The organism is Vibrio orientalis CIP 102891 = ATCC 33934, assembly GCF_000176235.1.
Taxonomy (GTDB): domain Bacteria; phylum Pseudomonadota; class Gammaproteobacteria; order Enterobacterales; family Vibrionaceae; genus Vibrio; species Vibrio orientalis.
Genome location: NZ_ACZV01000002.1, coordinates 164,243 through 189,231, shown reverse-complemented (window position 1 = coordinate 189,231; position 24,989 = coordinate 164,243). Strand labels below are relative to the sequence as shown.

Sequence of the window (24,989 nt, the reverse complement as noted above, 5' to 3'; positions counted from 1 at the left end):
ACAGCTTAGCTTTTTTATTGAATTTTTTAGAACGGACATAAGATGTTGTCGCTTTTCGCTCGACTTCCATGGATTCACCGAGCTCTCATCGCTTTTTTTAGCGCCATAATTGTAGTCGCGCTGTTTCTTCCTGCACCGAAAGATCTTCGAGAGGAGGAAAGCAATTATCAAATCGGCAAGGCTTACCCTATCAAAATTGATCAGGGTATATTCGCGGAGCAATCCACTGCACCTACACTTGCTGTGCTACGTTGGGAAAAACACACCATAGGTTCCGGTGATAGTATGGCATTGCTATTTCAACGTGCTGGGCTATCTTCTCGCTTGCTGTATGAGCTCACTTCCACCAACAAAGACATAGAACGTCAGTTAACGCGAGTAAGACCTGGTGACTCTTTTCAGTTTGGTTTTGATGCAGACAATCAACTCATTCAAATTAAACGTCAACTTAGTCCTTATGAAGCATTTTTAGTGACTAAGTCCGATAATGGCTACACCTCCACCATCGATAAAAAAGACGTCCATTTTCAATACAACTACGCCGAAGCCAAAATTACTTCTAACTTCTGGAATGCGGGCACTAATGCTGGTTTGACAGCCAATCAAATTATGGAGCTGGCTGGGATTTTTGGCTGGGATATCGACTTTGCATTAGACATTCGTAATGGCGATAACTTTAGAATCCTTTATCAAGAAAAAGTGGTCGAAGGCGAAGTGGTTGGCCGAGGTAAAATCATTGCTGCGATCTTTACCAACCAAGGCGATACCTTTACTGCCATCCGTGATGATAAGAGCGGTAATTACTATGATGAAAACGGCCGCGCGATGAAGAAGGCCTTTTTGCGTTCACCACTTGATTTCCGCCGTGTAACATCAAACTTTAACCCAACTCGCCGACATCCAGTGACGGGTAAAGTCCGAGCACACCGCGGCACAGACTACGCGGCTCCAGTAGGTACACCGATTTGGGCTGCTGGCGATGGTATTGTCCAGAAGTCTAGCTACAACCAGTTCAACGGTAACTACGTATTTATCAAGCACAGTAATACTTACATTACCAAATACTTACACCTGACTAAGCGCATGGTCAAAACAGGTCAACGCGTTAAGCAGGGACAGACTATTGGTACTCTGGGCGGCACAGGTCGTGTGACAGGTCCTCACCTTCACTATGAATTCTTAGTTAATGGGGTACATAAAAACGCCAGAACGGTTAAGTTGCCGCAATCTAAGTCTTTAACTGGCAAAACCAAAGCGACCTTTATTGCTAATGCGAAGATAAGATTGGATAAACTAGAGCGATATGGTGAGCTACTCGCCACACCATAAACCACTATAAAAAAGACCCGCCTCATGCGGGTCTTTTTATTTTGCTCACTGAGGTTAATCGGCCTCTATCACTGTATTAGCTTGTTCTTCGACCTTGTGTTGCTTACCTAGCATCAACAAACACGGCGTCAGCACTAACGTCAGAACGGTGGCAAACGCCAGTCCACCAGCAACCGCAGTAGCCAACTGTGACCACCACTGAGTACTTGGAGCACCAAATTCAATCTTCTGGTTAATCAAGTCGATATTCATCTCTAGCACCATAGGTAGCAAGCCAAGAATCGTCGTCACGGTCGTTAGTAAAACTGGGCGTAGACGCTGGACTCCAGTTCGTAATATCGCCTCACGTTTATCCAGTCCACGTTTGAGCAACTGATTGTAGGTATCAATTAAAACGATGTTGTTGTTTACCACTATGCCCGCTAAGGCAATGACACCGATACCCGACATAATGATGCCAAACGGCTTTTGAAAGACCAGCAAGCCAACAAATACACCGACGGTTGAAAACAACACTGCACTTAGAATTAAGAACGCCTGATAGAAACTATTAAATTGAGTAATTAAAATTAGCGCCATCACCACAAGCGCGACCATAAATGCATTCTGTAAGAAGGCTGACGAGTTTTCTTGTTCCTCATTTTGACCACGGATCTTAAACTCAACTCCGGAAGGCAAATTAAGCTCGGCAACAGCTTGGGTAATCTTGGGTAATTCGAGTGCGAGGTTATAGCCCTCTTTCATATCAGCCATAATGTTGATCACGCGATGACCATCAATACGGCGGATCGTGTCTTGCTTATGCTCAGGGACAATGCTGGCAAAATTGGTGATCGGCACCAGTCCTGCGGGAGTTTTTACCCGTAACTGATCAAAGCGACCAATATCGCGCTTCTCTTCTGGGTAGCGAACTAAAATATCCACTTCTTCGTTTGCATCATCCGGTAGGTAATCACCAATTTTAAGACCGTTGGTCACAAACTGAACCGTATTTCCGACTAAGGTTGCGTCGGCAGCAAAACGAGAAGCATCGTCACGGCGAATATCAATCTGCCAGTCAATGCCTTCTTTACTTGAAGTATCACTAATATTAGTAAACGCCGGGTGGTTATCCGCCCACTGCCTGACTAACTTGGCTGCGTCATCTAACTCACTAGGGATCCGAGCTGACATTTCAATCACCAAGTCGTGAGCCACTGGAGGACCTGCATCTGGGAATTTGTATTCAACCTCAACCCCAGCATAGTGATCCGTTTGCTGTTTAAGCTCCTCAATAATGGTTTTCACCTGACGTCGATACTGCCAGTCAACTGGCGTAATCTGAATCTGACCGATTTCATCATCCCCACCGGTTCGCGTATAAACACTTTCAAATTCGTCATGACCCAGCATTACCGCTTCAATGTCACGCATGATCACATCTTTCTCATCCAGAGATAAATCACCATACGAGCGAACTTTAACAGTAAAGAATGGCGGATCGACTTCAGGGAAAAACTCCGCGCCAAGCCCCGCTTTGGCATAGGTGAAGCCTACTGCAATGGCGAGTAAAATTGCACTAAACAGGATTTTTAGCGGATGCTTAATCGCAATATCTAAGGTATGGAAATAGAGTTTGGTTAGCCCAGTCGCTTGAGAAAAATCACCATCGTGTAAAGCGACCATCTTCTCGCGTTGCACTTTAGTTACATTCTGCGGTCGGCCAATCAAACTGCCTAGTACTGGCACAAGCAATAACGCCATGGCTAACGAAGCACTGAGTGTCGCTATCAAAGTTAACGGCAAGTACTTCATAAACTCACCCGTTACATCAGGCCAGAATAGTAGCGGAGCAAAAGCGGCTAATGTCGTTGCCGTAGAGGCGGTAATCGGCCAGGCCATGCGCTTAGCGGCATCTCGGTATGCTTCTCTTCTCGGCGTGCCTTCTTGCATACGCCGGTCAGCAAACTCGGTCACCACAATCGCACCATCCACCAGCATACCTACAGCCATAATCAGTGAGAACAGCACCACGATATTGACCGTTAGACCGAACACAGAAAGCACTAATAAACCAGTAAGGAAAGACCCCGGTATCGACACCCCAACCAGAAATGCAGTTCTAACACCTAAGATAGCGATGATGACAATTACCACTAATATGATCGCTGACAAAATATTGTTTTGTAGATCATTAAGCATCACTTTGACATCTTTTGACTGATCCCAAGTGTACTTAACCAATAAGTTGTTCGGCCAATCAGGACGCTTCTGCGCCTCTTCAAGTACTAACTTAATCAAGTCAACGGTTTCAATGATGTTCTCGCCAGCACGCTTTTTCACGTCCATCACGATAGCCGATTTACCATCAAGTCGCGCGTAGCTTTCAGGATCGCGAAACGCTCGCCTTACCGTCGCAACATCACCAAAAGTGATCACTTGCTTGCCATCAACTTTAACCGGCAAATCCAACACATCTTTAAGTGAATCAAAGACCGATGGGACTTTAACCGAAAAACGTCCATAGCCCGTATCGACAAAGCCTGCGGCAACCACACGGTTATTGAGTGCAATTAGGTTATAGATATCCCCTTGATCAAGGCCGTAGCTTTCCATCAGCAGCGGATCGACGATGATCTCAACGATGTCTTCGCGATCACCAGCAATATCGACTTCAAGGATCTGACGATAACTTTCTAGTTTATCTCTTAGCTGACGTGAAATCTGAACAATGGTCCTTTCTGGTACGGTGCCGTAAAGCACCACGGATAACGCTGGCTCTTCCGAAGCGAGCGTCACTTCATTTACCGTTGGTTCATCACTGTCACTCGGCAGCTTAGGTTTGGCTAAATCCACCGCTTCACGTACATCCGCCATCGCTTTGTTTAAGTCAACACCAACACTGAACTCGAGCATGACCGAAGCGTGTCCTTCTGAGGCTGTCGAAGTCATCTCTTTGACCCCTTCAATCGCTCTAAGCTCTTGCTCAATCGGCCGAACCAGCAATCGCTCAGCATCGTTAGGAGAAATACCTTGGTGGCCAACGGCGACGTAGATAATCGGGATGGTGATATCTGGACTCGATTCTTTCGGAATCGTGATATAGGTGCCGATACCAGCCAGCAAAATGAATATCAGCAATACCATCATGGTACGGGTGCGTGACATCGCGGCATCAATCAATGCAAACATAATTGCGCCTCCTAGTTTTGCTGCTCAATGGCAATAACTTGGTCACCATCACGCACAAAACCTTGCCCTATTGTGACAATCTTGACTCGCTCGCCAAGGCCTGTGAGCCAAACACCATCTTGCTCAGCCTTAACCAACTGGATAGGCACAAACTCAATATGCTCTTCAACTAACGTTTTGACGCCTAGGTTGCCATCTTCATCAAGCGCGAGCATTGCTGGGGTTATCTTAATCGCTAATTGATCTTGCAGGTTTAACGTTACTTCGGCGCTGATACCGGCTGGAATTTTTTGCTCAGGATTAGCCATTTCTATTTCGATTGGGAAGGTGTTGGTCGAAGCAGATGAAACACGCGAAATATAACGTACCTCCCCCATCGCTTCTTGGCCGTTAATAAAGCGAATTTTAGCTTGCTGATTAGCCAGTAAATCTTGAATGTGACGCTCACTCACGTCCGCTTCAATGATAATCTTCTCTAAATCGATCAAAGTCGCAACTGGGTCGCCGACCCCAACAAAGTCACCTTTCTCGATAAACAAGTGATCCACCACACCACTAAACGGTGCTGTAACTGATGTGTTTCTGAGGGCAATCCTCGCATTGCTCACCATTGCCTTGGCTTCAACTAGCCCCGCTTGCGCATTGCTAAAGGCAACTTCACCTTGTAAGCCTTTGCTTTTCAATGATTGAGCCGCTTTATACTCTTTTTCTTTGACCTTCAGCATCGCTTGAGCACGCTGAAGTTGAATCTCAAGATCGCCTTTGTCAATCAGGGCAATAACCTGACCTTGCTTAACGCTGTCCCCTTTTCTCACTTTAAGCTGAATGATCTTACCGGCAATTTCTGCACCTAACTTAGCTTGTTTGTTCGGTGCGGTGCGGCCATAAAGGTCAATGGATTTATGTGTCGATTTGGCAGTAAAGGTGGTAAAGGCCACTTTAGCCAGTGGAATCTGTTCGGTTTCCTTCTTAGGAGCCGAATCTTCAGCGTTGAGCATTCCAACACCAAGCCACAACGTCAGTACTGTTACCAAAATCAGGGAGATCAAATAGGGACGAACTGCGAAAAAACGCAGTGGAGATAAACTAGCCATAACTGTCCTTAGTGTTGCTACTTAGTATCTAGATACGCGTCAAGTGAAGTTAAATAATCATCTTTTATATGTATTGCAGCTCAAAAGTAAACGAGAACTATTTGTCAGGATATAAATTAACCACTGAAAAATAAAACACACTTGGATAGTAATTTAGGTCAGGTCTCAGTTTCTGGAATAATCACGAGGTTGAGATAAGAAATGCTAGGTAAAATAAAGGCTGCGAATGCAGCCTTAGAAAAGTAATGAGTGATTAAACACTGAATGATGCACCACAACCACAAGTCGTTGTCGCATTTGGGTTATTCACAAAGAAGCGCGCTCCTTCTAAGCCTTCAGTGTAGTCCACTTGGCCGCCTACTAGGTACTGCAAGCTCATTGGATCAACAACTAATGTCACGCCGCTATTTACGATAGTGGTATCACCTTCATTGACGCTTTCGTCAAAAGTGAAACCATATTGAAAGCCGCTGCAACCACCACCTGTAATGTATACACGCAGTTTTAGATTCGGATTTTCTTCTTCAGCAATCAGCGCCCCAACTCGGTTAGCGGCTGCGTCTGAAAATGTTAGTGGGATATTTACTTCGCTCACGATGACCTCTCTCAGTCGTCTATACCCAGACCGCTCTCACCATCTGGAGTTTTATCTTCTAATATTAGGCTGATTATCTAATACCTGAGTGAAGCGTTCAAGTATTCACCACTTTTGAAGCTATTTTTTACGCAAAAACTGGTCTATTTGCTGCCAAAGTACTCAGAATGTGGCGCAAAGCGTTTTATTGAATTGGATTGGGCAGGTACAATGCGAGCCAAATTGGTCCGAGCAATCAAAAGAGGATATCCCATGACCAAATCAGCAGATCTATTTCAAAAAGCACAGCAAACCATCCCTGGTGGCGTAAACTCTCCAGTGCGTGCTTTTAATGGCGTTGGCGGCGCTCCGATTTTCGTTGAGCGTGCCGATGGCCCTTTGATTTTTGATGCTGATGGCAAAGCGTACATTGATTACGTAGGCTCTTGGGGTCCAATGATTCTAGGTCACAACCACGCCGTGATCCGTGAAGCAGTTATCGATGCAGCGCAGCGCGGCCTTAGCTTTGGCGCGCCTACTGAGATGGAAATCGCTATGGCTGAGCTTGTGTCAGAGCTAGTACCATCAATGGAGCAAATCCGCATGGTGAGCTCAGGGACAGAAGCGACGATGAGTGCGATTCGCCTAGCTCGTGGTTACACTGGCCGCGATAAAATCATGAAGTTCGAAGGCTGTTACCACGGCCACGCAGATAGCCTACTAGTTAAAGCAGGCTCTGGCGCGCTAACACTAGGTCAACCAAGCTCTCCTGGCGTGCCTGCGGACTTTGCAAAACATACCTTAACCGCAACATTTAACGATCTTGACTCAGTACGTGAGCTATTCGCAGCGAACAAAGGTGAAATCGCTTGTATCATTGTTGAGCCAGTTGCGGGCAACATGAACTGTATTCCACCAGTAGAAGGCTTCCACGAAGGTCTGCGCCAAATCTGTGATGAAGAAGGTGCACTGCTAATCTTTGATGAAGTAATGACTGGTTTCCGTGTTGCTCTTGGTGGCGCTCAAGGTTACTACAACATCAAGCCAGACCTAACTACGCTAGGTAAAGTGATTGGTGGCGGTATGCCAGTAGGCGCGTTTGGTGGTCGTAAAGAAGTGATGCAGTACATCGCTCCGACAGGTCCAGTTTACCAAGCGGGGACACTTTCAGGTAACCCTGTAGCAATGGCAGCGGGCTTTGCTTGTCTTAACCTACTAAAAGAAGAAGGCAACGAGAAACGCCTTGCTGCTAAGACTAAACAATTGGCAGATGGCTTCAAATCACTGGCTGATAACCACGGCATCCCATTGGTAGTCAACCAAGTAGGCGGTATGTTTGGTTTCTTCTTCACTGAACAAGAGTCAATCACTCGCTACGAAGACGTAACTAAGTGTGATGTCGAACGCTTTAAGCGCTTCTTCCATCTAATGCTTAAACACGGTGTTTACCTAGCGCCTTCAGCATTTGAAGCAAGCTTTACTTCACTAGCACACGGCAGTAAAGAAATTGAAGCAACACTAGAAGCAGCAGACCGCTGTTTTGCGATCCTTGCTCAAGAAGCTTAATTAGCTCTCTATTACTTATAAAAAAAGCTGCCTAGTGCAGCTTTTTTTATTGCCAGTTAAGTAGCACTAAAACCACTAAAGCTGAGATCAGTAAGCCAAACCAAGGGATGTTACGTCTCTTAGGTTTAGCGTCACTTGAGCACTTCTCATTGTTACAACATCCCATAAATAAAATGCCTCACGGATAACTTTTTGATTTTGAATTGAAGACTGGAAATTTTGCAGCCATTATACTGGTATAAAATCGCATCATTGGACAACTATTGTGTCAGATAAGGTCAAAATAACTTCCAGCCATTGGGTATTGATTGTTGCCCTACTCGCTGCAGGCTTCGCTTGCTTCCTGCTTGTCGAGCCTTACATCAACTCAATTGTGATGGCATTCATCATCTCTTTGTTGATGTTCCCTATTCATGAGTGGCTAGAAAAGCGCTTACCCAATCACCATAACATCACCTCATTGCTGTCGTGCATTGTGCTGACCTTTATTGTCGTAGTGCCACTGCTATTTGTGTTCGCCGCAATAGTCCAACAAGGCTCCAACTTTTCTCAGAATGTCTACCAATGGGTCACTAACGGCGGTATCCAAGCGATTTTCGAACACCCGTGGGTGGTCAAGGGACTATCTCTAATTAATACCTACTTACCTTTCGATACCATAGAGCCACAAGAAGTCGCGCAAAAAGTCGCGCAGTTCGCCACATCATTTGGTAGTAACCTTGTCGGGATCAGTGCAAAAATCTTAGGTGATGCAACAAGCTTTTTGATGGATTTCTTCCTGATGTTGTTCGTACTGTTCTTCTTGCTGCGTGACCACGACAAGATCATCAGTGCCATGCGTCATATCTTGCCGCTTTCTCGCAGCCAAGAAGACAAGCTATTGGATGAAATTGAGCAAGTTTCAAAGTCTGCGGTTATGGGCTCATTCCTTACCGCCATCGCACAAGGTGTTGCCGGTGGTTTAGGTATGTGGCTTGCAGGATTCCCAGGGCTATTCTGGGGAACCATGATGGGGTTTGCTTCCTTTATTCCTGTGGTGGGTACCGCACTGATTTGGATTCCAGCGGCTATCTACTTGTATGTTACCGGAGATACCACTTGGGCGATCTTTTTAACCGTTTGGAGTGTCGCGATTGTTGGCTCTATCGATAACTTACTGCGCCCACTACTGATGCAGGGCAGCGGCAATGCCGGCATGAGCACTCTGATGATCTTCTTCTCACTACTAGGTGGTCTACACTTATTTGGCTTAATTGGCTTAATTTACGGCCCACTGATCTTCGCCATTACTATGGTGCTATTTAATATCTATGAAGAAGAGTTTCAGGGCTTCCTAGATCAACAAGATCGTAGCTAGTCTGTACGATTTATCACTACACGAGGAGGGAGGATTATGCGAGAATCCTCCCTCACTTTTTTACACCGAGTTCATTATGTCTGCTTACATCGCTCCTAGCCAAATTGCTCAGCGACAACTTGCTTACTTTGAAGGTAAACACGTCCTAGTTGCTGGAGAAGCCGAAGATCTTTTCCCTGTTGAACTAGCGAATCATTGCCACTCAGTCACTGTATTTACCACTAACTATGGTTATTACAGACAACTTGAGTCGCAACCTAACGTCAACAGTGTGTTTGGTGCAGAGTTTGATCAAGATACACAAGCAGATATGGTGTTGCTCTATTGGCCAAAAGCTAAGGCTGAAGCTGAATACTTACTTGCCATGCTCATGAGCAAGCTTGGAGAAAATACTGAAATCGCTGTAGTCGGTGAAAACCGTTCAGGAATTAAGAGCATTGAAAAGATGTTCAAGTCTTACGGCCCTATTACCAAATACGACTCAGCACGACGCTGTTCATTTTACTGGGGCCAATGTACACAAGCGCCACAACGTTTTGAGCTCAATGAGTGGTTCAAGAGTTACCAAGTAAGCTACAAAGAAACCTCTTTGACAATCAAAAGCTTACCGGGCGTCTTTAGTCATGGTGAATTCGATATTGGCAGTAAGCTCCTTCTAGACACCCTACCAGCTCTATCAGGCAAAGTGCTCGACTTTGGCTGTGGCGCCGGAGTGATTGGTAGTGTCATGGCGATACTCAACCCTGAGATTGAACTGGAGATGTGTGATATTAGCGCATTAGCCGTTGAATCAAGCAAAGCGACGCTCGCAGCCAATGGTTTAAGCGGTAGAGTGTTCGCTTCAGATATCTATTCAGATACCAGCAATGACTACCATTTTATTATCAGCAATCCTCCGTTCCATGCCGGGCTAGATACAAGCTACAGTGCCACTGAGACCTTACTAGCCAAAGCGCCAAGTTACCAGACTAAGTCAGGGCAGCTGTTTATTGTCGCTAATAGTTTTCTTAAATACCCACCAATTATTGAAAACGCATTCGGTAATTGCGAGACGCTAAATAAGACCAACAAATTCGCTATCTATCAGGCGAAAAAGTAATACTGCCGCCCAATCTGAGCCTTTGATTGGGCGATCCTTCAGCGCAATTAGCTAAAATTGCGCTTACCTCCACGCTTTCCTTGCAACTTACTTGTCAAAGTAAAAAAACTCGTTAATTTTGTCATCTTAGGAAAATAACGTTTTCAACTAGCTTGTTGATGCGCAATTTGACGCGGCAAGCTGAATTTTCACGGAAAGTCTAATTAGATCATGTTTAAGCTGTATCGAAAGCAAAAATTTAAGCGTCTGCAGAATACCTTAATGCTCGCATTTCTCGTCTTGAGCATTACTCCCCTTACTGTTATCGCCATTTTCTTCCTACAATCTCATACCAAAGATCTGCAGGAACAGAGCACATCGCACCTAGTCTCTGTCCGAGATAGCAAACAGCAGCAAGTGATTGACTACTTGTATGCCAAAGAATCAGAAGTGATGGGATTCGTCCGCTCAGAACTGGCTTACGCGAGTGGTGGACGCTTCTACGGTTTGGTTAACGCTTTTCAAAGCCTAGGCGTCGATATCGAACAAGCACGTCAATATGCTCAAAAGCGCTATATTGAAGGCTCAGGAGATCAAATAAAAACGTCAATATTGCCGCAATCGAGCAACTACAATGGCACCGAGCGCTACCGACTGCTGCATAAACGCTATCACTGGGCATATCAGGAGTTGCTTAAACGTTCTGACTTTGACGATATTCTCTTGGTCGATAGAGATGGTAACGTTACCTACTCTATTTATAAGTACGACAACTACGGTACCAACTTACTGACCGGAAAGTACAAAGACGCAAACTTAGGTAAAACCTTCGCTAAACTAAACAGCCTAGTAACAGAAAAACGTAAAACCAACGAAGATTTTACTCCAGTTGTCATTTCTGACTTCTCTCAAGAGCAAGGTAAATCAGTCGCTTGGTTTGGTGCACCGATCATCCAACAAGGCTATTTGCACAGCTATGCGTTATTCCGTCTACCTAACAATGGCATCACCAAGCTCATTGCTGACATCAATAACATCGCCTCAATGAAAACGCTATTGGTTGGTAGTGATCATCAATCTCGTACATTGGCTTATCAGCAAGAAGATATTGATAAGAGCCGCCAAGTGGTTGATCTCGCCCTGTCAGGGCTAACAAATGTCGGTACCTATTCAAATACCGAAGACGAAGCGATCATCGCAGCGTATAGTCCGATTTCCCTAAAAGGTATTGATTGGGCGATTGTTGTTGAAGTGCCTGAAAGCGTCGCTTTTGCCCGCGTTAATCAACTCGAGACGCTGTTTATCTTCGCTATGCTGACCGCTATTTTACTGGTAGTGATGGCCTCTCATTACCTGTCTAACTTTATTACCGCACCACTGCTTAAATTGACTTGGGCTGCGGAAAAAGTCTCGGCGGGTGATCTCGATGCTGATATGACCAATACCCAGCGCAAAGATGAGATCGGTCGCCTTGCGGTAAGCTTTGAACGTATGCAACGCTCGATTCGTGAAAAGATCTTGCTGATCAAGCAACAAAACGAAGAGTTGGAAAGCAACCTAAAGCTTATCCAAAAACAAAATGATGAGTTACAACTGGCCAACAAGCTGAAAGATGAGTTCTTGGCAACCACCTCTCATGAGCTACGCACACCTCTGCATGGTATGGTGGGTATTGCCGAAGCTTTGGCTTCTGGCGCAAATGGACCAATCACCTCAGAGCACAAATATCAACTCGATATCATCATCAGCAGCGGTCAGCGTCTTGCGACCTTAGTGGATGACCTGCTCGATTACCACAAAATGCGCTATGGCAACTTAGACATAGAAACCAGTGCGGTTGATCTGGCTGGCTCAACCCGCCTAGTGCTTGAGCTCTCTTCCCACTTATTGGGTACTAAACCAATTCGCATCATTAACCAAGTGCCGAATGAGCCAGTTTGGGTCAGTGCGGATCCGCAACGCTTAGAGCAAGTGCTGTATAACCTCGTTGGCAATGCGATCAAATACACCAGTGAAGGTAAGATCGTCATTTCAGCGAATGTGGTTGACGACAATATTCGCGTACAAGTAGTCGATACTGGCCAAGGTATTCCTGCCGATCAACTTGAGCATATCTTTGAACCGTTAATTCAAGCGGGGAGTGATTCTAGCCGTTACCGCCAAGGTGCAGGTTTAGGCTTATCGATTAGCCGCCAGTTAATTGAGCTGATGAACGGCTCATTGTATGTCAGTAGCCAACCGATGGTAGGAACAACCTTTAGCTTTACCCTACCTATCGCATCACTTGAACAAATTGAAGTTGCTAACCAATACGAAGCGCCGCACTTTAAAGCGCCAGAAACAGGCAACATTGAGTTAGCAGAGCCCGTCAGCCTTCCGGAAAATCCTGATGGTCCGCTGTTACTCGTGGTTGATGATGAGCCAGTCAACTTAAGAGTATTAGACAGCTTCTTACGCCTTGAAGGCTACCGAGTCCGCACTGCGAAAGATGGCCATGAAGCACTCGCTGCGGTTGAAAAAGAAAAGCCTGAGCTATTACTGCTCGATATTATGATGCCAGGTATGAGCGGCTACCAAGTGTGTGAATCCCTGCGTGAAAGCTACGATCATGCTGCGCTCCCTATCATCATGCTGACAGCATTAAATCAAACTGATGATCGAATTCGTGGCTTTAGTGTCGGTGCCAATGACTATTTGTCGAAGCCATTTAATAAGCAAGAGTTGGCGGCACGTATCGTTGCACACTTAACGGCAAGTAAGGCAGAACAGCGTCGACTAGAAAACCAAGCGCTACAACTAGAGCTAAAACATCGTGCCATGGTTGAAGCCAGCTTGTTAGAGACGCAAGGCCGTCTACTAGAACAGCTTGAAACCGCACCTGAAGCGATTGTCTGTATTCGAGATGACAATAAGATTCGCTTTGCTAATGAGGCCGCTTCGCGACTATTTAAACGTTCAACGGAACAACTGAAACGCTCCAATGCTGACGAACTGATCGCCCCTAAATTCCTAAATGTCGTACAAGAACATTACTGTGGCATTATTGATATTTACGTGGAAGATGTCAGACAGCACCTATCAGCCGACATTCTCAAGCTCCCAGAAGGTGCTGGCTTGAAGTCAATGTACATATTTAATGTTGGCGGTAGCATAAATGCATCTCGTATTAATAATTTAGAGACCGCAATTGAGGCGCTTTCTAGCTTTGCCTTTGAAGGAGATAAAGCCAAGCTTCAAGAACTAAAAGAGCTAGGGGGCGAATTTACCCGCCTGGCGGACCGCGTCGCAAGTGATAGTAAGTCTAAGCAAGACATAATGCGTGAGGTCCTAGTTGACGCGATGACAAGTGCACTAAACTATTGGGAATCAGTCACAGGGCAAACCAAGTTCGCTTTCGCAGAGCAGAGCGGTTTATGGCGTGTCTACCTTGACCGCAGCACCTTACAGACTCGTACACTCGATAAATATCTACGTCCTGAAACGCTGCCTAAGACGCCACGCTGGAGAACGGTCTTAAGCTCTCTCGATTACATCTTAGAGCACTGCAACGAACAAAGCCCTGAGCGCAGCCATATTGAAGCGCTACGCGATAAACTGCAGCATTTACTGACCAGTTAAGCTAAGCTTAAACGATAGACAAAGCCTGCCATGTGCAGGCTTTTTTATTGGTTAAAAATCGACACGATAACCGCCACGATGAGTTATTACGCTACGTAAAACAACACCGATTAACGTCAACAACCACCTTGATAAAAACCGCCAAAGCGCATCTAAAATTGGCCAAACGCACTGTCACTGGATAAAAAGAGTTCATATTGCGAAGGCAATCACAACAAGACGGCAGTTTTTATTTAAGCTCGTAAATTAACACTAACTGACACCAGTGACCAAGATCTCAAGATTATCAACAGACCTAAAACACCCTACAGGCAAACAAATTACAAGTAAGTAACCACTAACAAATTAATTTCAAGGTAGGATGTTATGCGACTCAGTTCAAAGTGCAATTTACGAACAAAAAAACAGCGAAAGCAAACTTTTCAACGGAATTAACGATGTTAAGTGGGGTTTTAACGGTTTTAACGGGAATAGCAATTGCGAAAATTAACGTTAAGGTGTTTTCTTACTGTGCCTAAGGCCTACAGGCCACTCTCGAACTTCGACCTCCTCCGGAAGATGTTCACACGGAGAGGTAGGCCTTAGTGAGTGTTTATCAATTGATGACATTCCATCCATATAAGTGAAATGAAAGCAAATAGTAAGGAACAGCTATGCTTGCCAACATTAAAAAAACAGCACTAGCAACAGCAATTATTGCAACAGCAACAGCAGGATTCACATCTGTTGCAGCAGCAGCTGAACGCAGTGAACTAACGGTACACCCTAAAGAATTTACAACTTTTGTTCGTAACTTTAACCCGTACCTAGGCGCAACAAACCTACATACTACTACTGACTTCCTTTATGAGCCGCTAGTTGTATTCAACGAAATGCACGGTAACACACCAGTATTTCGTTTAGCAGAAAACTTTAAAATGGCTGACGACCTAAAGAGCGTAACTTTCGATATTCGTAAGGGCGTGAAATGGTCAGATGGCGAAACTTTTGATGCTAACGATGTGGTTTACTCTTTCAACCTAGTTAAAGAGAAACCAGAGCTAGACCAAAGCGGTATCAACTCTTGGGTATCTTCTGTTGAGAAACTAAACGACTACCAAGTTAAATTTAACCTAACAGAAGCGAACTCAAACGTTCCTTACGAAATTGCTAAAGTACCAGTAGTACCTCAGCACATTTGGAAAGACGTTAAAGATCCTTCGACGTTCACTAACGAAAATCCAGTAGGTTCAGGTCCATTTACTGAAATCGACACGTTCACTGCACAGCTATACATCCAGTGTGCTAACCCGAATTACTGGGATGCTGACAACCTAGATGTTGACTGTCTACGTGTTCCACAAATTGCGAACAACGACCAATTCCTAGGTAAAGTTGTAAACGGTGAGATGGACTGGACTTCTTCATTCATTCCTGACATCGACCGTACTTACGCGGCTGCAAGCCCTAACCACCAGTACTGGTACCCGCCAGCAGGTACTCAGGCATTTGTGGTAAACTTCAAGCACCCTGATGCTGCGAAGAACGAAGCCCTAACTAACGTAGATTTCCGTCGCGCATTCTCGATGGCTCTTGACCGTCAAACTATTATCGACATCGCGTTCTATGGTGGCGGTACAGTGAATGACTTCGCATCTGGTCTAGGCTACGCATTTGAAGCTTGGTCTGATGAAAAAACTCACGACAAGTACAAAGGCTACAACACGTACAACGTTGAAGGTGCCAAAAAGCTACTTGATAAAGCTGGCTTTAAAGATGTAAACAAAGACGGTTTCGTTGACACGCCATCTGGTAAGTCTTTCGAGCTTCTAATCCAATCTCCAAATGGTTGGACTGACTTCAACAACACAGTTCAGCTAGCAGTAGAGCAACTTGCTGAAGTTGGCATCAAAGCAAAAGCACGTACTCCAGATTTCTCTGTGTACAACCAAGCAATGCTTGAAGCAACGTACGACGTAGCTTACACAAACTACTTCCACGGTGCAGATCCATACCTATACTGGAACAGTGCATACAACTCAGCACTACAATCTGGTGATGGTATGCCTCGCTTTGCAATGCACTACTACAAGAACGACAAGCTAGATGGTCTTCTAAACAGCTTCTACAAAACAGCTGATAAGAATGAGCAGCTAGACATCGCTCACGGTATCCAGCAAATCATCGCTGCGGACCAAGTAACGGTTCCTGTTCTATCTGGTGCTTACATGTTCCAATACAACACAACTCGCTTTACTGGTTGGTGGAACGAAGAAAATCCAAAAGGCCGTCCAAACATTTGGGCTGGTATCCCAGAGCGTCTACTACACGTACTGGACCTAAAACCAGTTAAATAAGTAGTTGTTCTATCTTGTGGCGCACTTCCTGTGCGCCACTCAATCCCCCACTCTATGAGTTATTTGCAATATGGCGCCAGTCGTCAGGGGATTATTCGCTCTAAATTTGAGTTTTCGCTAGGAGCGACCTGAAACCAGAAACAGGGAAAATCTGGGTGAGTAAGGTGTGAGTTATGGGTTATTTTTTAAGACGTTTGTCGTTTTACTTTGTCGCGTTATTAGTTGCTGCGACATTAAACTTTATTATTCCTCGTGCGATGCCGGGCGATCCGGTCACCATGATGTTTGCTAACGCTTCGGTACAGGTAACGCCGGAACGTATTGCCGCTATGAAAGAGCTACTAGGCTTTGTCGATGGTGGTCTATTTACACAATATGTTGCCTACATGAAAAACATTTTGAGCTGGGAGCTAGGTACTTCTATCCAGTTCTACCCGCTTTCAGTAAATAAACTACTAGGTGGCGCTTTTGGCTGGTCTCTATTCTTAGCTGGCTCTGCGGTTATCCTGTCTTTCTCGCTAGGTTCAATCCTGGGTATTTTCGCAGCTTGGAAACGCGGTAGTAAATACGATGCGTTTGTTACTCCAGGTATGCTAATCATTCAGGCAGTACCTCAGGTTGTAATCGCAATGATGGCGCTATTCATCTTTGCTATCGGACTTAAATGGTTCCCTACTGGCTATGCCTACACAGCAGGTGTCACGCCAGACTGGACAAGCTGGGAGTTCTATAAAGACGTCGCTTATCACGCCGTATTGCCTCTTTTCTGTGCATCTATTATCCAAGTCGGCGGCTTCCTAGTGAACATGCGTAACAACATGATCAACCTACTGGCTGAAGACTACATCACCATGGCAAAAGGTAAGGGCCTAAGTGAAAACCGCGTTGTCTTCAACTACGCAGCTCGTAACGCATTACTACCAAGTGTCACCGCTCTATCTATGTCGTTAGGTATGGCAATCGGTGGTCAGTTAATCATTGAAATCATCTTTAACTACCCAGGTCTTGGTACGGTTCTTCTTAATGCTATCCACGCTCGTGATTACCAAGTACTGCAAGGACAGTTGATCATCATGACGCTCTTCATGCTGTCATTTAACCTTATTGCCGACATGCTTTACGTTGTTCTAGATCCTCGCCTTCGTAAGGGAGGGAAATAATTATGAAAGACCTATTCAAACTTATTCTTGGCAACGCATACGCATGTGCAGGCCTAGTGATTGTTTCATTGTTTATCTTTATGGCTGTGGCTGCGCCGCTTATCACTAAGCACGCTCCAGATAAACGTACGGGTAACCCACATGAATACCCAAGCTATATCGTAAAATCAGCGCAAGCTAACCCTGATGGTTGGATCGCTGAAAACCTAGCAACTGACCGCCGCACTATGATCATGTCTAAGAAAGCGGACCACGTTTTAGGTACAAGCCGTATGGGCCGCGATATTTGGTCTCAGCTAGTACACGGTGCGCGTATCTCTCTAGGTGTCGGCTTTGGTGCAGGTCTAACAGTATGTTTCCTAGCAACCATCATCGGTATCTCTGCGGGTTACTTTGGCGGTCGTGTCGATGACGTGCTCACTGCTGCGATGAACATCATGTTGGTAATTCCTCAATACCCACTGCTGTTTGTTCTTGCCGCCTTCATTGGTGAAGCAGGCCCACTAACCATTGCCATCATCATTGGCTGTACCTCCTGGGCTTGGGGTGCGAGGGTAATACGCTCTCAGACTCTAGCGTTACGTGAGAAAGAGTTCGTGAAAGCCGCTGAAGTATTAGGCGAGTCTTCATTCCGAATCATCTTTGTTGAGATTCTACCGAACCTAATCCCAATCGTAGGCGCAAGCTTCATCGGTTCAGTAATGTACGCAATTGGTATGGAGTCGATTATTTCATTCCTAGGCCTAGGTGACCCAAGCACTATCAGTTGGGGCATCATGCTGTACAACGTACAAACATCATCCGCAATGCTGATTGGCGCATGGTGGGAAGTTGTTGCACCTTGTATCGCACTGACAATTCTAGTAACGGGCCTAGCTCTCCTTAACTTCGCAGTCGATGAAATTGCTAACCCTCAACTTCGTTCACACAAAGGGATGAAGCGTTGGAAAAAGCTAGCAGCACAAGACCAAAAAGAGCGTGAGCCAGAACTACCACCTCAAAATGCACTTTGGAGCGGAGATAAATAATCATGACAGCACCACTCATTTCTATCCGCAACTTATGCGTTGACTATATTACAGAAGCGGGCGATGTCCGTGCCTGTAACAATGTGAGCTTTGATATTGCCCCAGGTGAAGTTTTCGGCCTAGCAGGCGAATCAGGCTGTGGTAAATCAACCGTCGCATTCTCGCTAATGCGTCTTCACAAGCCGCCAGCATTTATTACTGGTGGCGAGGTAATCTTCAATGGCGAAGATATCCTTAAATACAGTGATGAACGTATGCAATCATTCCGTTGGAGTGAGATGTCTATGGTGTTCCAAAGTGCGATGAACGCACTGAACCCAGTACTGACAATGGAAGATCAATTCTGCGACGTGATCATGCGCCACACCAATATGACTCGTGAACAAGCACGGAAGCGCGCTGAAGGGCTATTGGAAATCGTTGATATTCACCCTAGCCGTCTTAATGACTACCCTCACCAGTTCTCTGGCGGTATGCGTCAGCGCCTAGTTATTGCAATTGCACTCGCGCTTAACCCGAAAATGATCATCATGGATGAGCCAACAACTGCACTAGATGTGGTTGTACAGCGTGAAATCTTACAGAAGATTTATGCGCTTAAAGAAGAGTTTGGCTTCTCTATCCTATTCATTACTCACGATCTTTCATTGATGGTCGAATTCTCAGACCGCATCGGCATTATGTACTCCGGTGAACTGATTGAAGTTGCTCCATCAAAAGAGATCTTGGAAAGTCCTTTCCACCCATACACGAAAGGTTTGGGTAGTTCTTTCCCTCCATTAACAGGCCCTAAAACTAAGCTAACGGGTATTCCTGGTAACCCTCTAAACCTTTTAGAGATACCTCAAGGCTGTCGTTTCCAAGCTCGCTGTGACCGCGTTCATGAAGCTTGTACTCGCATCCCTACCCAGCTAAGACAAATTGAGCCAAATCGTTTCTCAAACTGCCACCTATATGGTGAGCCAATCGCTCAGGCGAAGCTCTAGAAAGCGATTGAGAAATAATAAGAAAGATTACTGGAGACAATCATGAGCAAAGAATTTGGTGAACTACTAGTCGAAGGGAAAAACCTAATTAAGGATTTCCCGATCAATAGTAATTCCTTACAACAACCTATGATGCGTGCAATCAATGACGTGTCATTCAAAATGTATAAAAGTCGTGGCTTGGCTGTGGTCGGTGAGTCAGGTTCAGGTAAATCAACCACTGCGAAGATGATCGCGAAAATGTACGCTCCGACATCAGGTACCATCGAATACAAAGGGCGTGATATTCAAAAAATCACTTCGCGTTCTGATGTTATGAACTACCGTGAAGGTGTACAGATGGTATGGCAGGACCCGTTTGGTTCGCTCAACCCAACTCATAACATCTTTCACCATATTTTACGTCCATTGCTGATCCACAAAAAAGTCGATCCACGCAATAAGAAAGAGCAAGAAGAGCGAGTTTACGACCTGCTTGAGCAAGTCGGTTTGATCCCACCAAAAGAGACTGCGCAAAAGTTCCCGCACCAGTTATCGGGCGGTCAACGTCAGCGTGTAAACCTAGCTCGTAACATTGCTGTTGGCGCAGAAGTGGTATTAGCGGATGAACCGACATCCATGCTTGATGTATCGATTCGTGCAGGTGTTTTAAACCTGATGGAAGAGATGAAGTTTGAAAAGCAGATGTCTCTACTTTACATCACTCACGATATTGCGACGGCACGTTACATCGCTGAAGATCTTTCAGTTATGTATGTGGGCCATATGGTGGAATGGGGTGACACAGATGAGATCATTCATAACCCTCAACACCCATACACCCAACTATTGGTTTCTGCGGTACCGGATCCAAGCAAATCGATTCATCAGAAGCTGAAAGGTAACAAAGGGGAGATCCCTCTTTGGACTCCTGCTTCTGCTGGCTGTCCATTTGCCGGCCGTTGCCAACATGCCTCAGACAAATGTCGTGAACAATTACCAGCAGTAACTCAACTGTCTGATAACCACTTTGTCCGTTGTTACCTATACGAAAATTAATGACCTACGCCAAGATCTTCGGTTCTTGGCGCTTTAACTAGACCTATAACATATTAATTTCGGAGATTTTGATGCTGCTACTTACTAACCATATTGGTTATGAAGCCCTTGGGCCTAAGCAGGCCGTTTTGATGACGCGTAAGCCACGACTTTCTTCTACCACTGCGCTGTTAGTCTGTGCTGACAGTCATCAAACTGTAGCGTCTTTTAGTATCAATAAGGGTACTAAGGTCGCCAACTGGCACCAAGGGAATTTTTTTCGCATCGAGTTCTCCCACTTTGAACAAGTTGGTCGTTACTACCTGAGAGTCGACAATTTACGTTCTGAAATCTTTCAGGTAGCTGAAGGCTTACTGCTAAAAAATACCTTTTCTGATGTTTTGCACTACTTTAAATCACAACGCTGTGGTGGCCGTTTTGATCAGCAAGATCACCACGCTCCGATCCTGGGCTCAGATAAAACTGCTGATGTCCATGGCGGTTGGTATGATGCCTCAGGTGACGTGAGTAAATACCTAAGCCACCTTTCTTACGCGAACCACCTTAACCCACAACAAATTCCAATGGTTGTGTGGAATATGTTTAAAGGTGCTGAGCTCATTAGCGATAATGACAATGTCCCGCTATTTTCTAAAGTTCGCCTGACCGAAGAAGCGCTATTTGGGGCTGATTTCTTAGTCCGAATGCAAGATGAAGCTGGCTTCTTCTATATGACAGTATTCGACAAGTGGTCGAAAGATATCAAACAGCGAGAAATCTGTGCCTACGCGACTCAAGAAGGTGTTAAGTCAGAAGATTATCAAGCGGCCTACCGACAAGGTGGTGGCATCGCAATCGCAGCGTTAGCGTTAGCGGCGCGCCAAGATGAGCACGGCGAATACCAATCATCTGATTACTTAGATGCTGCTACGCGCGGTTACTGGCACTTAAAAGAGCACAATCATCAATACCTAAACGATGGTGAAGAGAACATCATTGATGAGTATTGCGCCCTACTCGCGGCGATTGAACTGTTTAAGAGCAGCAACAACCCTGAATTTTTAACTGAATGTCGCCTGTGGAGTGAGAAACTACAGCAGCGTCAACGTTGTGATGAGCAGTTTAATCATTTTTGGTCAGCCAATAGTGATGGCAGCCGTCCATATTATCACGCGGCTGAAGCTGGCTTACCAGTCATCGCCCTATGTGAATACCTTGCGATTGAGTCTGATGAGACGCTTTCCGCAGCCGCTCTAAACACCGTCATTCAAGCGCTGAAATTTGAACTTACGATAACTTCCCATGTAGCTAACCCATTTGGCTATCCACGCCAATATGTCAAAGCGGTTGATAGTGACAAACGTGATGCCTTCTTCGTCGCACACAACAACGAAACTGGTTACTGGTGGCAAGGTGAAAATGCGCGCTTAGGCTCTCTGAGCAGCATGGTTTTCTTTGCCTTGCCATACCTTCAAGATCCTGCGCTGAAACAGCAACTGATGACTTTCTCCCAAGATTGCCTCAACTGGATCTTAGGCTTGAATCCATACGACATGTGCATGCTTGATGGTCACGGTCATAACAACCCAGACTACCTACCTGACCTTGGTTTTTTCAATGCAAAAGGCGGAGTTTGTAACGGCATTACTGGTGGATTTGAAGATGAAGAAGATATCGCCTTTAACCCACCGAAACAAAAAGATGACATGCTGCAGAACTGGCGTTGGGGTGAGCAATGGATCCCTCATGGGGCTTGGTATCTGCTAGCGATTCTTAACCACTCTACTTACTTCACTGCTCAAGGAGATAAGTCATGACGCTGTATTATGTCGGCATTGATGGCGGTGGCACTTCTTGTCGCGCACGTATTCGCACTGAAAATGGCGAGTTTATCGGTGAAGCTAAAAGTGGTAGCGCTAATATTTTATTAGGTGTCGATGTCGCCATGGCATCAATTATCGACGCCATTACTCAAGCGGCTAAGCAAGGCGACTTAAGCGAATCTGATTTTGGCTCCATGCATGTAGGCCTGGCTTTAGCAGGTGCAGAGCAAAAATCAGCTTGGCAGCAATTTATGGCTCTGGCGCACCCATTTGCCTCTATGGTTCTTAATACCGACGCTTACGGTGCATGTGTTGGCGCCCATAACGGTGACGATGGTGCAATCATGATTGCGGGTACTGGTTCGTGTGGTATTTACCTAGCAGGTGACACTCAACACGTTGTTGGTGGCCGAGAGTTCCCAATTTCTGATCAAGGTGGCGGCGCTGTCATGGGCCTTCATCTGATCCAGCAAGTTCTACTCGCACAAGACGATATCATTGAGAAAACACCTCTTTCTCAACATGTTATGGCTCATTTCAATCACGATGTCGATCAAATCGTAGCCTGGTCTAAAAGTGCTCTACCACGCGATTACGGTCAATTTTCGCCAGCGATTTTTCAACATGCCCATCAAGGCGATCCATTAGCGATCAAAATGCTGCAACAAACTGCTGCTGATATAGAGATGTTTCTTGTCGCACTGAACCGTAAAGGCGCAACGCGTATCTGTTTGATGGGCAGTATCGCTGAACGCATCAAAGCGTGGTTATCACCACCCGTACAAACTTGGATCGTAGATCCTCAATTTGATGCTATTGAAGGCGCACTTATGTTTGCAGGTAAGCCTGAACATAATTTGTATTAAGGACGACAACTATGAGCTACCGCGTTGAACTTGCAGTGCTATCCGAGCAAAAACAATTTTGCCGCTTCGGTTTGACTATTCATAACCTAAGTGACAAGGATTTAACGGATTGGCGCCTGCAATTCATTATTGATCGCTTTATTTTGCCTGACAGTTTTACTCATGGTGAAGTGGTACAAATTGGTAGCTTCTGCACCGTACAGCCTGACGTCAACTGCCTAGCCGCGAACCAACATTACTACTGTGAATTTAGCATTAATACTGCACCACTGCGTTTTTATACCGATGGCTTTAAAGATGCTCTGATCCTAGCTGACGGTGGTGCCAATAAATACCCTGTTACCCTAACACCGATTGCTCTAGCCTCACCTTTCCGTGAGCGCAGCGAAGTCGCACAGGTGAAACCAAGTGAGTTAGCCCTGATTCCAAAGCCGAATCATATCGAAGTTCAAGGTGGCTATTTCTCCCTTACTCACTCAAGCCAGATCACTCTAAAGGCATCGTTGGCTGAAAAAGCGGCGACTTGGCTGCAACAAGAGCTGACGCAACTTTATGGCTTTACAGCACCCGCGATTGGTCAAAGTGACATTGTTTATCGCAACAATCCAACACTCGATGAAGGGGAATACCAACTAACGGTCAATAGCTCAGGTGCTCGCCTAGAGTCAGGCTCTCGCTCAGGTTTTGTTCATGCAAGTGCAACGCTGATTCAGTTAATTCAAGTCGATGAGCACAACAATCTCTCGATTCCTTACTTAAAGATCGTTGATCGACCACGCTTTAAATATCGTGGCATGATGCTAGATTGCGCTCGTCACTTCCATTCACTAGAGATGGTTAAGCGACTGATCAACCAACTTGCTCACTACAAATTCAATACTTTTCATTGGCACCTCACTGATGATGAAGGTTGGCGCATTGAAATCAAATCACTGCCAGAGCTGACGTCTGTCGGTGCTTACCGTGGTACTCAAACAGCACTCGAACCACAATATAGCCATTTAGCGGATCTGTATGGTGGCTATTACAGCCAAGAAGAGATCAAAGAAGTGATCGCCTATGCGGAAGAGCGAGGCATTAACGTCATCCCTGAAATCGATATCCCCGGTCACTGCCGTGCAGCAATCAAATCATTACCTGAATTACTCGCGGATCCAGACGATCGTTCTCAATATCGCAGCATTCAACACTACAACGACAATGTGCTCTCTCCTGCATTGCCAGGCACATACCTGTTCTTAGATAAAGTACTCGAAGAAGTCGCTGAGTTATTCCCTTCAACTTGGGTTCATATCGGCGCAGATGAAGTGCCTGATGGCGTTTGGCTTGAAAGCCCTGCCTGCCAAGCCTTAATGAAACAAGAGGGCTACCAAAGTACCAAAGAACTTCAGGGTCACCTACTTCGCTATGCAGAGAAAAAGCTTCGCTCACTTGGCAAACGCATGGTCGGCTGGGAAGAAGCACAACATGGCGACAAGGTCAGTAAAGATACCGTGATTTATTCATGGCTTAGCGAAGAAGCGGCGCTTAACTGTGCCAAACAAGGATTCGATGTAATCTTGCAGCCGGGTCAGTCAACTTATCTAGATATGACTCAAGACTATAGTCCGGAAGAGCCTGGTGTCGATTGGGCCGCTGTTATTCCGTTAGAAAGTGCATATCGCTACGAACCGCTGGCTCAGGTTCCTGAACATGACCCAATTCGTAAACGAATTTTAGGCATTCAATGTGCCTTATGGAGTGAGATTGTCACCACCCAATCTCGCATGGATTACATGGTTTTCCCAAGATTAACTGCCATGGCAGAAGCCTGCTGGACCGAAAAGCCAGCTCGAGATTGGGAAGATTATCTATCACGGTTGAAGAGTCATTTAGCTCTGCTTGACAAACAAGAAATTGAATACCGCCAACCGTGGAAATAACAACTGCGCGAATGATGTCCATTCGCAGTTTTCACTAGCTTAAAATTTTGGCTACCCCACTGGT

At 45.5% G+C, this 24,989-nt stretch carries 16 protein-coding genes; 13 read left to right on the top strand and 3 right to left on the bottom strand.

Annotated elements, in window-relative coordinates:
* Window positions 1–42: 42 nt before the first annotated feature.
* On the top strand, window positions 43–1,329 hold the full coding sequence (gene shyC / locus VIA_RS01700; protein ID WP_004417973.1) for a peptidoglycan DD-endopeptidase ShyC: 1,287 nt from the start codon (window positions 43–45) through the stop codon (window positions 1,327–1,329).
* Window positions 1,330–1,383: 54 nt separating this feature from the next.
* Here the strand turns inward: shyC and VIA_RS01695 are convergent, their stop codons facing one another.
* From VIA_RS01695 to erpA, 3 genes are all read right to left on the bottom strand, one after another.
* Window positions 1,384–4,500, bottom strand: a complete 3,117-nt coding sequence (locus VIA_RS01695) for an efflux RND transporter permease subunit (RefSeq protein WP_004410130.1) — start codon at window positions 4,498–4,500, stop codon at window positions 1,384–1,386.
* Between the two features lie 11 nt (window positions 4,501–4,511).
* Entirely contained in the window at window positions 4,512–5,594 is a 1,083-nt protein-coding gene (locus tag VIA_RS01690; protein WP_004410129.1) for an efflux RND transporter periplasmic adaptor subunit, read from the bottom strand.
* Between the two features lie 253 nt (window positions 5,595–5,847).
* A complete protein-coding gene (erpA, locus tag VIA_RS01685; RefSeq protein WP_004410128.1) occupies window positions 5,848–6,189 on the bottom strand; it encodes an iron-sulfur cluster insertion protein ErpA in 342 nt (113 codons plus the stop codon).
* A 252-nt stretch (window positions 6,190–6,441) separates the two neighbouring features.
* Here erpA and hemL point away from each other — a divergent pair, with 252 nt between their 5' ends.
* From hemL to VIA_RS01625, 12 genes are all read left to right on the top strand, one after another.
* On the top strand, window positions 6,442–7,734 hold the full coding sequence (gene hemL / locus VIA_RS01680) for a glutamate-1-semialdehyde 2,1-aminomutase (protein WP_004410127.1): 1,293 nt from the start codon (window positions 6,442–6,444) through the stop codon (window positions 7,732–7,734).
* A 265-nt stretch (window positions 7,735–7,999) separates the two neighbouring features.
* On the top strand, window positions 8,000–9,091 hold the full coding sequence (locus VIA_RS01675) for an AI-2E family transporter (RefSeq protein ID WP_004410125.1): 1,092 nt from the start codon (window positions 8,000–8,002) through the stop codon (window positions 9,089–9,091).
* 76 nt (window positions 9,092–9,167) lie between these two features.
* Window positions 9,168–10,190, top strand: coding sequence for a 16S rRNA (guanine(1207)-N(2))-methyltransferase RsmC (rsmC, locus tag VIA_RS01670; RefSeq protein ID WP_004410123.1), 1,023 nt, complete (start codon window positions 9,168–9,170; stop codon window positions 10,188–10,190).
* A 210-nt stretch (window positions 10,191–10,400) separates the two neighbouring features.
* The gene (locus tag VIA_RS01665; protein ID WP_004410120.1) at window positions 10,401–13,787 is read left to right on the top strand and encodes a response regulator; all 3,387 of its coding nucleotides are present in this window, start codon (window positions 10,401–10,403) and stop codon (window positions 13,785–13,787) included.
* A gap of 653 nt (window positions 13,788–14,440) precedes the next feature.
* A complete protein-coding gene (locus VIA_RS01660; RefSeq protein WP_004410115.1) occupies window positions 14,441–16,123 on the top strand; it encodes an ABC transporter substrate-binding protein in 1,683 nt (560 codons plus the stop codon).
* A gap of 173 nt (window positions 16,124–16,296) precedes the next feature.
* Window positions 16,297–17,283, top strand: a complete 987-nt coding sequence (locus VIA_RS01655; protein ID WP_004410113.1) for an ABC transporter permease — start codon at window positions 16,297–16,299, stop codon at window positions 17,281–17,283.
* Between the two features lie 2 nt (window positions 17,284–17,285).
* Entirely contained in the window at window positions 17,286–18,311 is a 1,026-nt protein-coding gene (locus VIA_RS01650) for an ABC transporter permease (RefSeq protein WP_004410112.1), read from the top strand.
* A gap of 2 nt (window positions 18,312–18,313) precedes the next feature.
* Complete coding sequence (locus VIA_RS01645; protein WP_004410110.1) at window positions 18,314–19,297, top strand: ABC transporter ATP-binding protein; 984 nt, start codon at window positions 18,314–18,316, stop codon at window positions 19,295–19,297.
* Between the two features lie 42 nt (window positions 19,298–19,339).
* Entirely contained in the window at window positions 19,340–20,335 is a 996-nt protein-coding gene (locus VIA_RS01640; protein WP_004410109.1) for an ABC transporter ATP-binding protein, read from the top strand.
* Between the two features lie 71 nt (window positions 20,336–20,406).
* Complete coding sequence (locus VIA_RS01635) at window positions 20,407–22,131, top strand: glycoside hydrolase family 9 protein (RefSeq protein ID WP_004410108.1); 1,725 nt, start codon at window positions 20,407–20,409, stop codon at window positions 22,129–22,131.
* Window positions 22,128–23,003 carry a glucosamine kinase nucleotide-binding domain-containing protein gene (locus VIA_RS01630; RefSeq protein ID WP_004410106.1) on the top strand — a complete coding sequence of 292 codons (876 nt, stop codon included), beginning with the start codon at window positions 22,128–22,130 and terminating at the stop codon, window positions 23,001–23,003. Before VIA_RS01635 ends, VIA_RS01630 begins: the two co-directional genes overlap by 4 nt.
* 11 nt (window positions 23,004–23,014) lie before the next feature.
* The gene (locus VIA_RS01625) at window positions 23,015–24,925 is read left to right on the top strand and encodes a beta-N-acetylhexosaminidase (RefSeq protein ID WP_004410104.1); all 1,911 of its coding nucleotides are present in this window, start codon (window positions 23,015–23,017) and stop codon (window positions 24,923–24,925) included.
* The last annotated feature ends 64 nt before the right edge of the window (window positions 24,926–24,989 follow it).

What these genes read in the sequence shown, in the direction of transcription:
- shyC (WP_004417973.1), top strand. Translation starts at nt 43, where the DNA reads ATGTTGTCGCTTTTCGCTCGACTTCCATGGATTCACCGAGCTCTCATC.
- VIA_RS01695 (WP_004410130.1), bottom strand. Translation starts at nt 4,500, where the DNA reads ATGTTTGCATTGATTGATGCCGCGATGTCACGCACCCGTACCATGATG.
- VIA_RS01690 (WP_004410129.1), bottom strand. Translation starts at nt 5,594, where the DNA reads ATGGCTAGTTTATCTCCACTGCGTTTTTTCGCAGTTCGTCCCTATTTG.
- hemL (WP_004410127.1), top strand. Translation starts at nt 6,442, where the DNA reads ATGACCAAATCAGCAGATCTATTTCAAAAAGCACAGCAAACCATCCCT.
- rsmC (WP_004410123.1), top strand. Translation starts at nt 9,168, where the DNA reads ATGTCTGCTTACATCGCTCCTAGCCAAATTGCTCAGCGACAACTTGCT.
- VIA_RS01665 (WP_004410120.1), top strand. Translation starts at nt 10,401, where the DNA reads ATGTTTAAGCTGTATCGAAAGCAAAAATTTAAGCGTCTGCAGAATACC.
- VIA_RS01660 (WP_004410115.1), top strand. Translation starts at nt 14,441, where the DNA reads ATGCTTGCCAACATTAAAAAAACAGCACTAGCAACAGCAATTATTGCA.
- VIA_RS01655 (WP_004410113.1), top strand. Translation starts at nt 16,297, where the DNA reads ATGGGTTATTTTTTAAGACGTTTGTCGTTTTACTTTGTCGCGTTATTA.
- VIA_RS01650 (WP_004410112.1), top strand. Translation starts at nt 17,286, where the DNA reads ATGAAAGACCTATTCAAACTTATTCTTGGCAACGCATACGCATGTGCA.
- VIA_RS01645 (WP_004410110.1), top strand. Translation starts at nt 18,314, where the DNA reads ATGACAGCACCACTCATTTCTATCCGCAACTTATGCGTTGACTATATT.
- VIA_RS01640 (WP_004410109.1), top strand. Translation starts at nt 19,340, where the DNA reads ATGAGCAAAGAATTTGGTGAACTACTAGTCGAAGGGAAAAACCTAATT.
- VIA_RS01635 (WP_004410108.1), top strand. Translation starts at nt 20,407, where the DNA reads ATGCTGCTACTTACTAACCATATTGGTTATGAAGCCCTTGGGCCTAAG.
- VIA_RS01630 (WP_004410106.1), top strand. Translation starts at nt 22,128, where the DNA reads ATGACGCTGTATTATGTCGGCATTGATGGCGGTGGCACTTCTTGTCGC.
- VIA_RS01625 (WP_004410104.1), top strand. Translation starts at nt 23,015, where the DNA reads ATGAGCTACCGCGTTGAACTTGCAGTGCTATCCGAGCAAAAACAATTT.